Origin of the sequence: Psychrobacter sp. FME13, assembly GCF_014861395.1 — a bacterium.
Taxonomy (GTDB): Bacteria; Pseudomonadota; Gammaproteobacteria; order Pseudomonadales; family Moraxellaceae; genus Psychrobacter.
In genome coordinates this window covers 25,952-37,786 of sequence record NZ_RRYV01000021.1, presented here as the reverse complement: position 1 = coordinate 37,786, position 11,835 = coordinate 25,952, and the positions used below count along the sequence as shown (strand labels likewise).

At 40.1% G+C, this 11,835-nt stretch carries 11 protein-coding genes; 6 read left to right on the top strand and 5 right to left on the bottom strand.

Annotation, left to right across the window (positions count from 1 at the left end):
• Positions 1–27 precede the first annotated feature (27 nt).
• Positions 28–219, top strand: a complete 192-nt coding sequence (locus EI164_RS04730) for a hypothetical protein (protein WP_225739111.1) — start codon at positions 28–30, stop codon at positions 217–219.
• Positions 220–460: 241 nt separating this feature from the next.
• On the opposite strand, the gene EI164_RS04725 is transcribed toward EI164_RS04730, so the two are convergent.
• A complete protein-coding gene (locus EI164_RS04725; protein WP_225739110.1) occupies positions 461–1,294 on the bottom strand; it encodes a tetratricopeptide repeat protein in 834 nt (277 codons plus the stop codon).
• A 176-nt stretch (positions 1,295–1,470) separates the two neighbouring features.
• On the opposite strand from EI164_RS04725, the gene EI164_RS04720 reads away from it, so the two are divergent.
• From EI164_RS04720 to EI164_RS04700, 5 genes are all read left to right on the top strand, one after another.
• A complete protein-coding gene (locus EI164_RS04720) occupies positions 1,471–1,665 on the top strand; it encodes an enoyl-CoA hydratase-related protein (protein WP_225739109.1) in 195 nt (64 codons plus the stop codon).
• 382 nt (positions 1,666–2,047) lie between these two features.
• A complete protein-coding gene (locus EI164_RS04715) occupies positions 2,048–2,344 on the top strand; it encodes an excalibur calcium-binding domain-containing protein (protein WP_225739108.1) in 297 nt (98 codons plus the stop codon).
• Entirely contained in the window at positions 2,317–2,706 is a 390-nt protein-coding gene (locus EI164_RS04710; protein ID WP_192518836.1) for a hypothetical protein, read from the top strand. Before EI164_RS04715 ends, EI164_RS04710 begins: the two co-directional genes overlap by 28 nt.
• Positions 2,707–2,778: 72 nt before the next feature.
• Positions 2,779–4,956 carry an ATP-binding protein gene (locus EI164_RS04705; RefSeq protein WP_192518835.1) on the top strand — a complete coding sequence of 726 codons (2,178 nt, stop codon included), beginning with the start codon at positions 2,779–2,781 and terminating at the stop codon, positions 4,954–4,956.
• On the top strand, positions 4,953–6,152 hold the full coding sequence (locus EI164_RS04700) for a modification methylase (RefSeq protein ID WP_192518834.1): 1,200 nt from the start codon (positions 4,953–4,955) through the stop codon (positions 6,150–6,152). The genes EI164_RS04705 and EI164_RS04700 overlap by 4 nt, the downstream gene beginning before the upstream one ends.
• A gap of 222 nt (positions 6,153–6,374) precedes the next feature.
• On the opposite strand, the gene EI164_RS04695 is transcribed toward EI164_RS04700, so the two are convergent.
• From EI164_RS04695 to EI164_RS04680, 4 genes are all read right to left on the bottom strand, one after another.
• Complete coding sequence (locus EI164_RS04695) at positions 6,375–6,551, bottom strand: hypothetical protein (RefSeq protein WP_192518833.1); 177 nt, start codon at positions 6,549–6,551, stop codon at positions 6,375–6,377.
• Positions 6,552–7,704: 1,153 nt separating this feature from the next.
• Positions 7,705–8,181: a hypothetical protein gene (locus EI164_RS04690; protein ID WP_192518832.1), complete on the bottom strand. Its 477-nt coding sequence runs from the start codon at positions 8,179–8,181 to the stop codon at positions 7,705–7,707.
• A 45-nt stretch (positions 8,182–8,226) separates the two neighbouring features.
• Positions 8,227–8,517, bottom strand: a complete 291-nt coding sequence (locus EI164_RS04685) for a hypothetical protein (protein ID WP_192518831.1) — start codon at positions 8,515–8,517, stop codon at positions 8,227–8,229.
• A 99-nt stretch (positions 8,518–8,616) separates the two neighbouring features.
• Positions 8,617–11,787 carry a transglycosylase SLT domain-containing protein gene (locus EI164_RS04680; protein ID WP_192518830.1) on the bottom strand — a complete coding sequence of 1,057 codons (3,171 nt, stop codon included), beginning with the start codon at positions 11,785–11,787 and terminating at the stop codon, positions 8,617–8,619.
• Positions 11,788–11,835 lie beyond the last annotated feature (48 nt).

Sequence of the window (11,835 nt, the reverse complement as noted above, 5' to 3'; positions counted from 1 at the left end):
AGCGCTATGATCTTAGAATGAAGCTGTTTGCTGGTATCATTAATTCCGAGCTTAACCTATGACTTTTGCAAGAGGTCTAATGTACATGCTTTCACTGGCTTAAATGAAGCGCTAGATATGGAAGTGGAACAGCAGACCATGATGGCAAAGACCGATGATTTTACCGAAGGTGTCACGGCCTTTATAGAAAAGCGTAAGCCCGTTTATCAAGGTAAATAGACTTTCTTAAAGTTAAACCCAAAAACCCGACCACATTGAGTGATCGGGTTTTTAATATTTGGTGGAGATTGTGGAAACAAAAATATTCATATAAGTAACTGTTTTTATTAAATATATTATTTGTAACTGTCTGCAAATTCTACCTAGACAGCTAGGCGGTTCAATCGTTCACGACTTCGATTGACCGCTGTATGCAATGCGTTTTTGGGTGATTGTGACTATCGTATTGGTTCAACTGTCTTTAATTACCGTCTTTATTTGGTATCTTATAAGCATCACAACTAGGCTGATATCCATTGTCACAAGATTTGCTATACCACTCTTGTGATTTGATTTTATCTTGCTTCACACCTCTGCCCTCAAAGTACATTAAGCCTAGACTATTTTGAGCTAAAGCATCTCCTTGATTAGCAGCCTTTAAGTACCATTGAGCTGCTTTTACGTCATCCTTACTAACGCCAGCACCTTTTTCGTATATATCACCGATATTATTTTGAGCTCCAGCATCTCCTTGGTTCGCAGCTTTTAAATACCAAGCCATTGCCTGATCATAATCTTGACTAACACCTTTACCGTTATGATACATCCATCCAAGGTTATACTGTGCGTCAGCATATCCTTGATTCGCCGCTAATTGATATAATTCAGCCGCCTTCTGATAATCCTGACTTACGCCTTCGCCGTGAGCGTACATATACCCAAGGTTAAACTGTGCCTGAGCATGTCCTTGGTTGGCAGCCAGTTGGTACCACTCAACCGCCTTCTGATAATCCTGACGTACGCCTTCGCCATTGAAGTACATATACCCAAGTTCATACTGTGCGTAAGCATCTCCTTGGTTGGCAGCCAGTTGGTACCACTCAGCCGCTTTCTGGTAGTCTTGACTTACACCTACGCCACCGTAGAAGTACATGATGGCAAGTTCGAGTTGTGCGCTAGCATCTCCTTGGTTGGCTAGTCGTTGAGTATCATCAAAATCTGACGCCATTACTGATACAGATAGTAGTGCTGCGAATAAAGAAAGAGATAATTTACTTATCAATTTACTCATCAAAGAAGACTTGCGAAACGTCATATTACTTCTCAGTATATAATTTTCTATGAATTTTTTTATTATCTTAAGACAAAAGTTTGTAAATGAGAAGTGGCCTTGTCACATTGCCGTTTTGTCATAGACTATTAGGTTTTTTAGCGTCCACCGTTTGAATAATAACTTCGACTGGTTGCACGTGTGTACAACAAGCATGAGCCATGCGATTGAGCCAGCTACCAAGTAAAGCGTTAGCATCTATGAAACACATGCTGAATGTACATGCTTTCACTGGCCTAAATGAAGCGCTAGATATGGAAGTGGAACAGCAGACCATGATGGCAAAGACCGATGACTTTACCGAAGGTGTCACCGCTTTTATAGAAAAGCGTAAGCCCGTTTATCAAGGTAAATAGACTTTCTTAAAATTAGACAAAAAAAACCGACCACATTGAGTGATCGGTTTTTTAATATTTGGTGGAGATGGCGGAAACTAAACTATAAGCACAAACTATTGATTTATATAAGTATATAAAATTAAAAATAAGACAATACCAACCATAATACCAACAATCGTTTTTCGTTAAAAAACACCTCCAACCCTATCGCATCAGCTCAATAATATTTTGTAATTGATTATGATATCTCTACTTGCTTAGAAACTCATGGTTACTTAACCAAGCACATTAAGCCCCATCTAATAGCTTGTCGTAGCTTATAGGTGTGTATTGATATTGCTCAAACCCCACTAATCGGTTAAAGTTGAGTAAAACATTCTAAGTTCTTAAGGCAATTTATATGGATAACTATAAATTTATGGCTATTTCACTATTTTTCTTTGCCTTATCAGCCAATGCTGAAGTTAAAACGATTGATAATCCTTTTCAAAGCAATACCGCCTTAAAAGAGTCTGTCGAATTTGATCACCCGCTATTCGCTAAAGGTGCTGGTGGTTCACAGTGCAAAGGACTTCCGCGCACCTGTGGTGAAATGGTGAGCTGCGAGCAAGCCAAGCAAGCGCTTAAGTGTGGTAACACTCGATTAGACCGAGACAAGGACGGTGTACCATGCGAAACAATTTGTCCAGGTGGCTAATTGGCGCTGCTGTATTGTCCTTAGTTGCCTGCACTCCTTCCCAAGATAGAAGTTACGCTAGTAAGTTCGTTTCTGGTAATGCTGTGGTGCATGAGGTGTTTTGGGGCGTTGATCATAAGACGCCTTACCCTTTCACTACGTCAGGCGAGATATTGTGTGTCTATTACCCTGATTTTGGCATTGAGGTGTATTTTGAACCTGCAGGCTATAGTAAAGACTCATCTATCGGTACACCGCTCAATAAGGCCGCTGCTAAGGCTTTGAAGCGCGATGGTATGAAGCCGAATGTGCCTTATAGTATTAAGGAAGGTGCTGACTTGAGTGAGGCTGTAGAGGTTGGCTTGGGCTTATGCAGTAATTAAATGAGAACCATTTAAGTTATAAAATAGCTATTGTAAATTATTTCTAATACTATATTTTTTTAGGAGAAACCCTTGAGTAAACTAAATAACCAGCCTGAACGATCCGTAGGATTTATGGTAGATGGAAAGATAATCAATGAACTCTCCAAACAAGTTTCTAGTCACCTATTCGCTTTAGGTGAGTTGATGAAAAATAGTTACGATGCTAGGGCCACCAAGATCAATATCAAATTCGATAAGAAAGAAAGGTTACTGGTTATAGATGACAATGGAACTGGGATATCTAGCAATGATTTTTCTTCTTTACTTCATATCGCTAAAAGTAATAAAGAGTACGGTCAACAATTTAGTTTTAATAAAAACAAAGAAACTATTACCCGATATACTCAGGGTTCAAAAGGCTTAGGCTTATTCTGTGCATTTAAATTTGGCAACTTAGTTGTTTGGGATACTAATTTTAAAAACGTCTCCTCTAAACTCATAGTCAACAAAACTGAAGTAATAGAGCAAGCCGACATCTCTAGAATTTCACTCCCTATCAATGAAGGGAGTCGCGATAAGGCTGGAACTACTATTACCATAAGTATTGACCCGGATGATAAAGAGATAAACTATATTTATGAATTTTTTAAAGATACTAAAAACTCACGGAAAATCACAAGGTATTTTTTTGGAAAGGATATTGAAATTACAATAAACCTAGTAGATGAAGATGGTAACATCGAAAGAGGGTTTCCTCAAAAAACTCAACCTAAAGAAGTTTTAAATAATGAGTATTTAGAAAGTAAAGTTTTTGATATTTTTTATAACTCGGAAAGTAATGAGATTACTTATAGATACATCGATGGCCGTACTAAAAAAGTTAGCTATAAATTAAAGAACGCTCTCGAAGGCTTTACTATTAATTTACATATTAATGCATATAGTCTTAAATCAGGAGGAGTAAAAAAGATAAGTAATATTTTTCATAACAACAGGAATGAACTTTCCCCTTTAGTTTATATCAATGGCGTTATGTTTAATAACGACCAATTTTTTGATCCATCTATAACTAGAAAAATCAGTAGCAGTCAAACTTTACCACAACTTACTGGTTTTATACAGGTTATATGTACTAATAATCAGCTTCAATTTAACAACGAAAGAACAGACCTCATTAAAAACTCTTATAATGAAGCCATTAGAGAAAATATTAATGACTTAAATAAAGAAATTCAATCGCATGGTAAGAGTATAATTAAAGAATTTGGACCAAGTAACCTGCCTCCAGGCCAGATTGCGCCATTAGAACCCCTTACCCCTGCACCTGCACCTGCACCTGCACCTGCACCTGCACCTGCACCTGCACCTGCACCTGCACCTGCACCTGCACCTGCACCTGCAAATGATTCAACTAATCCAGATGTAAAGCCTATTATCAATGCCGAACCTGTTGTAAGCATGAAGCCTTATATAAACTTAAGCGTAAATAAAGACGTAATACGTTTTGATGAAGAGTCAAATGCAGTGTGCCTTTACGATTATTTGGAAGAAGCAAAAGACAGTAAAGGCAATGATGTACCTATAGATAAGATCTCTATTTCAATTAATGGCAAAGTAGTCAGTAACAAATATATTGAGTCTGTTGATTCTACTCGAAATCTAAAAGTAAAGTTTAGCTTTACTGATGAATTTGAACTTAACTATGATAACAACCCACTTAAAGTTAGTAAGTCTCTAAGTATAGATTTTATAAAAAAGAACAAAAGCTTTGGTACTGTTAGCGAAAGTTCAGAACCATTAATTACCTCTATTGGCGATCCTGGCTACAGGATTACGCTAAAGGGAGTAAGTAAGTTAATCTCTCAAATTAATTCTCTTGCAGAAAACTATGAAGAATATGATATGTGTATTGCTGCTTCAATTCGGATAGTGTTTGACTTAACTACCTATATCTACCAACAATTTACCGAAAAAACCTTTTCCAACAACAGTTTAGAGGTGCAAGTTAAAGAGATAATCGAGCATATAATAAGTAATAACCGGCATTACTCTAAAGTCTCAAGTCTAATAGGGCCGAGACACAGGATAGCAAAAAATATATTTGTCCCTGGACTTTTTGAGCAAAGAGTGACACTATCGAATTTGGGATCGCATACAGGGTCAGTTCATATGTCAAAAGAAGATATCAGAGATATTGCAAAATATGCAGGCTATTATGCTCAAATTGTTGATGCACACCTTAAGGTGGAAGGGCTTATAGATCAATGACAGATATTTCATTCAGTAGGTACAGAAAAAATGATATTCATGGAGTCAGCTTATATCCTGCCACCATGATTGCTCCTGTCCAACACATAATAATGGAAAAAATTTTTAGTGAAGATAATATAGGTTCTGTTTATGACCCATATCATGGTTCAGGGACTGCATTGTTTGAAGCAGCTAAGCTGAATGAGGACTGTAATATTATTGGTTGTGATATTAACCCTTTAGCTAACTTAATGACCTATATTAAATTGAAGGGCGTAACAAAAAAGATAGAAGACGACATTCAGCTTCTTTATAGGTTTATTGACGAAGCCCCCAGCTATGACTTTGAATTCCCTAATATTAACAAATGGTTTAAACCCGATATAATCTACTCTCTAAAAAAAATAAAATGGGCGATTGGCAAAATACCTAGTAAACGTAATCGTTCATTTTTTTGGATAGTATTCTCAAATATTGTCAGACGTTATAGCAATACTAGGTCTTCAACCTACAAATTACATATTAGGAAAATATTTGACATTGATAGCCTCAATGATAATGTTATTCGCGATTTTAAGTCGCAAGTAGATAAAGGCTATTCAAAGTTTAATTTAAAAATAAAGAATGTCACTCTACTAAAGGGTGATGTGCTAGAAATGTCAAAGAAAATAGCTGATAGAAGCATTGACTTAACTATTACTTCACCGCCTTACGGAGATAATAAAACAACTGTTCCTTATGGAGAGTTCTCTTCGTTAGCTTTGTTTTGGATAGATCAGAAAGACCTTGAGCTCGAAGGATGGGAGTTAGAAAATTACTCAAAAATTGATAGGATGAGTTTAGGGGGAAGAAAGCGTTACGACATTACAGAATATGGTAGGGGTTTACTAGATCCTTACTTAGCCCAAATCTCATCTGAGAAACAAAGAAAGGTTATCAATTTTTTTGCAGACTACTTTATTTCTCTAGATGATATATGTAGAGTAACTGATAAATATATTGTTATGACGCTCGGTAATCGTACAGTTGATCGAGTAAATATCAATCTAACAGAAATTACTTCCAAATATCTAGAGCATCATAGTTTTAAGCTTATTAATACTTTGAGTAGGGATATTCCTATTAAGCGCATACCTAAAATCATATCATCGGTTGATAATCAATCCGTGTCTTCGATGAACGAAGAGTTTGTTATTATTCATTCTCGCTTATAACATTTACATATAGTCAATCCTAAATAAAACAGATACATTATATATCAACGTGGAACTGGTCTAAATTCTCCTTGCGTGCTGTGCCTAAGCAGACAGAGGCTGCGAAAAATTTATCCCAGTCCTACTGTGTCGTTTTTATACTGAATTCACTATATAATAGATATGTAAGCCAAAAAACCTACCCCACGGTGGGTTTTTTAATGCCTTTCAACCAACCAAAACCTAACCAGTACAAGTCTTTTTAGACTGACTAATCTTGCCATTCTTACAAACGAATTTACCATCTTTGCAGTGCGATACACCGCCCATGCTTTTAGAGCAAGGATAGTTGCGAGCATTCGCTTCCATCATTGGCGCCATCATAAACATAGAAATAAGAATTGCTGACCAAAGCTTCATAGGCTACCACCTAAATAATAGAATAGTTTAAGTTTGAACCATAGCACTGCAAATAACCGCAATCAACAACAATTTGACTTATGTTCAGCAGATTTTCTAGCTAAGTTGCTGGCAAGAATAGGGCTCGTCATTATGACTAACCCCTATAAATCCTACACTGTCCAACTTTGGGCAGTGAATCAACTAGCCACCCCTGCTCAACTTTGAGCAAGCCTCTTCACTTCCACACAATGTGGAAGTTAAAAAAAGGGGTGTCGTAATTATGACGACACCCCCTAGATTATTCATTCGCCAGTAGTGACTGGATGACCTTACTAGCAGGGGTCCCCTATTTTTTAGGAGACTCTTGTTGATTAGCAAATCCCCCCATAGTGGATGTGAAAAACACATGTATAGCGTATCGTTATAATCATGACACTCCTAGATCGTCCAATCCCCAGTGGGGAGTGAACAAAGCATAGGTGCAAGGGTATGCTATTTTTTAGCATACCCTTAACTTCCGTCGTTGGCGGAAGTTGAATAACGCTACCGCCGATGAAGGAAACGTCTATATAAAGATACCCTCAAGTTTGAGGACATCTAAATAGATGCATCCAAATTTGGATGTATCTCGTCAGCGCCTTTTTTACGTCCCCAATGAGGGTTTTTTGTGCTATAAGTTTGGGTGTACCAGATGGTACGCCCTAGGAGTGTACTATTTCTTAGGAGACCCTATGCACCAACTTCCTCAGTTTGAGGATGTCGTTTATCCAACCTCAAACTGAGGATGGGCCCATGTATTCCGCACTTCAAATGCGGAATCTTGATTATAAAGGTGTTGAAGGTCGTATCAGTGTTAGTGTTAACGCGTAACGCATTACCCCTGCCCAAAGTTGGGCAGGGTCTTATAACTGCTCAGCACATTCATTTTTAATAACCCAAGGGTCGGATTTGAAATCCGACCCTTGGGTGTTAAGTTTTTCACACCCTAAATATGCGCTATTAGATATGCCCAAGTTTGGGCATATCTATCAAATTTTAGGCACAAAAAAACGCCCACCTATAATAGGTGGGCTTGAAATGAAGTATGTATTAGTAAGGATCAGCACTACTATCTCGTGACAGTCTTAGTTTTTCTAAAATAACTATCGATAATACTGTCGTTATTTTGGGGTTAAATTGAACCTAACGCATCCGGCAAGTCTTCGTTGACCAGCTTTGCCAGCAAGCTTAATAATTTACGCGGGTCGCCAGACTCCCACATACCAATGATGGTTTCGTCAAAATCTGTACCAGTATGGTTTGGCTTTAAGCGCAATGTAAAGGACACGCTATAAACCTTGCCATCACGCTCACCAATCTGTAGCGAGCCAGCCACAAACTGACAGACGTAAGTAGTCATCTCCACATCATCAACCATCAAACGCCATAAAAAAGGGCGCGGGTTTTTTTGATGGCTGTTCCAAAACGCCCAAAAGTACTGCTGCTTGATTTTTTCATCAAGCATGACCGATGGCGTGACAGTGTGTACGTTGTTGACAAACTGCATGCGCTGACGAGCGAAACCGCCCATTAATTCTTGCTCTAACAAATTGTTAGCGACGTTTGGCGTGTACCCCCTTTGCAGTGGGCATAGCGCAAAATTATTCATAAGCGATTAACGCCTCCGATGGCATCCAAATGCGCGGTTGTGGTTTTAAAGCTTTAGAAGCTCATTTCTATGTATTTCAAACACTTTTTCTATGTGGCCTATATGAACCTCATTATCCGTACTTACATTATCAGACTCTATTTTCAAAGCTTCGAGTTTTAGAGCCGCCTCTGTAGCGTTGTGACTTTCCATATAGTCATCTAGATTAATAATACCTTTTTCAATTAAATGCTTAGCAAGCGCAAATACTAAGTGGCAGCCAGCCACACTATGGCTGGCTATATGGAAGGTTATTGGTTCTATTGCACTGTTTACAATTTCTTCATTAGTGTTCACAACTACCTCTATTAGTGTGGTCGGTCGCTACATTCGCGATTTTAGATGCGGTTTTAGGGTCAGTCTTATAACCATGCTTTCATTTTGGTGGTGCCATGCTTATCTTCGGCGCCCACCTCGTACGTTACGATCAACCATTTTAGAAGAATGGCTATTAGGATTGTTCAGTTCAGCGAAGCCGCGTTTAACTTCGTTACGAACGTCTGTGATGGTGATTGTTCTTCCACCATCGCTAGATTCGACTCTTGAGCTTGAATTGTTAATGATATTAACTTGCACGGCGCTACCGGCATTACCGATGGAACTGCTATTGTTCATAAACTTGGTTAAGTCTGAGTTTTGATTGGGTGACAATACGCGCTCGCCTTTATCCAGCAAGTAAGTGGATTCTTTAGGCACGTAATCAAGCCCACCATGAGCGATACCTGACACGCTTGGTGCTGACATACCTTGAATACCTGCTGCACTCGCTACCTGCATAGCACTAGCTGCAATCGCCATAGGCATAGCAAGATACGGCCCGACTAATGGAATTGCCGATATCGCATTGAATGTGTTTGAATATGTTTCCTCAATATTCATCAATGCTTTTTGCACAGCAAATGCTTTTTCCATCGCAAATGCTGCTTTGTGCATCTTTGAGTTTTCCCCAAAGAACATAGCAGCTGCGCCTGTCATGCTACTGAACGCCATTTCTTGAATTGCGATTCGAGCATCTCCCAACTGCTTATCCAACTCTTTTTTCTTAACTGAATGCTCTTCCTCCATCAGCAACATTTTATTTAAATGCTCCTGTTCCGCTTCCTGCAGCAACTTATTACGTTGAGTGGCATCAAACACAGGATCGCCAGTACTGAGGTCCAAGGCGTTTATCTCGCCTTTACGACTTCCATACATCTGATCCACAGTCTCCTGACTGGTCTTATAATCTTTTTCGAGCTTCCATTTTTGATACAGGTCTGGTCGCATTGTTTGTTCAGCACGCAGATCTTCTGCAGCGCTTGCAGCTTGACCACCGCTCATGTTTATTACATTTGAAAGGTTGTTTGCCGCTAAACCCTGCGCCCTAGCTTTTGCACCAGCTGCCCATCTAAAGTTATCTAAATCTTCTTGATAAGCTGCCTTTTGCAAGTCAATAAGCATCTGTCTTGTTGGGTCGCCCTCAACGAACTCGGTTTTAATTCGCTCTATTTTCTTATTGTGATCATACGTTAGACGTTCTTCGTCCTTCATATAGCTTTCAAGTATTGATTTGGCTGTGGCCGTGCGCTTTTCGTCATATTCAGCTTTTGCGCGATTCAATAGATCTGTGCGCTCAATAGAACCCTCGGCATATAACGACTCAATCTCAGTGATATCAGCGACATAATCTCGGTCTAGTTTTTCGCGTGCAGTGGCATACTTGACTTGTACTGATTGCTGACGCTTTAAGGTGTCTTCTTGCAGTTTTTGCGCGTCTTGCGCTTGCTTGGTTACTGTGTCGTAGACCAGCTTGCTTGTGTCGGTTGTTGCTGACTTCATGTAAGCAAGTACGTTTTGCGTGTACTGCTTTGTTTGCCCGATACCTGTTTTCTTATCTCTAGCCCAACGGTCAGATAGAATTAAGGTCATTGGGTTTTTATCTACATTGCCTTCGCCTGTGTTATACGCCGCGATGGTTTTAGCCAAATCCCCATTGAAGTGCTTGTATAGATAACTTAGATACTTGGCAGCACCCTCTGTTGCTTGCTCCATGTTGTAGGCGTTATCCACCTTAAAACGCTCAGCAGTAGCATCGATAAGCTGAAAGCCGCCTTTTGCTTTGCCATACTTGGTCATAGGACCTGTGGCTCTTGGTCCAGTGGTATGACCCTGAGTTTCCTGCATATGTATGCCGGTCATCAGACCTTGCGGCAATCCATACTGAGCCTCATAATTTGCAAAGCCGTAATTTTGAGCGTTCTGTAAAGCAAGCTTGTTCGGTGTAAGTTTTACCTCGCCAGCAACTTTTTGCGCCTTGGCCAATGCAGCGGTGCGCTTTTCTTGCGCTTTGGCGTTAGCCTCTGCTTCAACCGTATTGGTTGCCAAACCCTCTGAGTACACTCTTCCAGCTTCAGTAGTCTCATAAAGGGCGCCCGCTAGACCATTTAAGGGCTTAGCGCTTGTTTCATACATACTGCCAATCGCAGTCGTCACACTTTTAAACTCAGTGATAATATCAGCGCCCAGATCCATGTTTATAGCGATATATCGGCTAGCGCCATCACGCAATGCTTTAGCTTTATTGACCAATCCATCAGCATCAAAGAAATTGCTTGTTGTGATGCCAATGTTGGCGACTTGCTCAGCGAATGCTTGCACCAATCGTACAATCAATTTAATACCGCCAGCTACGCCTACGATTCCAGCAGCCGTTGTTTTAGCGATCAGTCCGATAGACTCCATGGTTGTACCAAACTGACCGCCTTTGGTTTTACCGTCCACAAAGTAACCCATCAAGTTATTCAGAACTGGCATCATCTGCACAGCCAATTGTGTTTTAAAGCCGTCAAACTGGGTTGTTACCGCTTGCGTTTGTGCTGTTAGACGCCTTGACTGTTCAATAGCAGCCTCTGTCTTGATAACACCTGCAGCCTCTAGCTCTTCACCATATTTATTAAGTATGTCGCCGCCATCAGCAAACAACGGCATTAGATTCCCCAAATCACCTGCTAAGCTTTCAAAGACAAACCGCTGCTCTTGTGATGTCGCCCCCAGAGCGTCCATCTTGTCTTTAACTAATTGGATCGCTTCTGCGCCGTCTTTGCCTTGTAAGGTTTTTCCAAGATTTCGAATCTCTTCGTCGGTCATCTTTGTGTTGTTTTGCAATGCTTCAAAGAAGTCAGCTGCTCCACCACCGCCAGTAGCTGAAAACTCGCCTAGTTTTTCCTGCACGTCCCCAAGTATTCCTGCAAGAGCATCTTGTTCCACTCCTAATTGGGCAGCGCCATAGCTTAAGACCTGAAAGCCTTTTAAGCTTGTATTGGCAGTATTTGCCATTATGCTTAGTTGCGCGTCAGCCTTAGCAGATTCTACTGTAAAAGCTACCAGCGAAGCGCCAGCCGCAGCAATACCCGTTGCCGCCATCGCTCCAAATGCTAACGCTGCTTTACCGAGGTTTTTAGTAACTGAGTCATTTATGTTATTAGTGGCATCGCGCGCTTCACGTTCTGCTTGCGATAAGCCTTCAGTGAATTCACTTAGGCGCACCGCCAAGTCAAGAGTTAGCGTACCTAGTGAGCTGCTTGCCATAACGGTAGATCCTTATTTTAGGTAATAAAAAACCCCAATCATTTCTGA

Bases quoted from the DNA above. Each gene is read 5' to 3' on its own strand.
- EI164_RS04720 (WP_225739109.1), top strand. From the start codon at position 1,471: ATGCGATTGAGCCAGCTACCAAGTAAAGCGTTAGCATCTATGAAACAC.
- EI164_RS04715 (WP_225739108.1), top strand. From the start codon at position 2,048: ATGGATAACTATAAATTTATGGCTATTTCACTATTTTTCTTTGCCTTA.
- EI164_RS04710 (WP_192518836.1), top strand. From the start codon at position 2,317: ATGCGAAACAATTTGTCCAGGTGGCTAATTGGCGCTGCTGTATTGTCC.
- EI164_RS04700 (WP_192518834.1), top strand. From the start codon at position 4,953: ATGACAGATATTTCATTCAGTAGGTACAGAAAAAATGATATTCATGGA.
- EI164_RS04690 (WP_192518832.1), bottom strand. From the start codon at position 8,181: ATGAATAATTTTGCGCTATGCCCACTGCAAAGGGGGTACACGCCAAAC.
- EI164_RS04680 (WP_192518830.1), bottom strand. From the start codon at position 11,787: ATGGCAAGCAGCTCACTAGGTACGCTAACTCTTGACTTGGCGGTGCGC.
- EI164_RS04725 (WP_225739110.1), bottom strand. From the start codon at position 1,294: ATGACGTTTCGCAAGTCTTCTTTGATGAGTAAATTGATAAGTAAATTA.
- EI164_RS04695 (WP_192518833.1), bottom strand. From the start codon at position 6,551: ATGAAGCTTTGGTCAGCAATTCTTATTTCTATGTTTATGATGGCGCCA.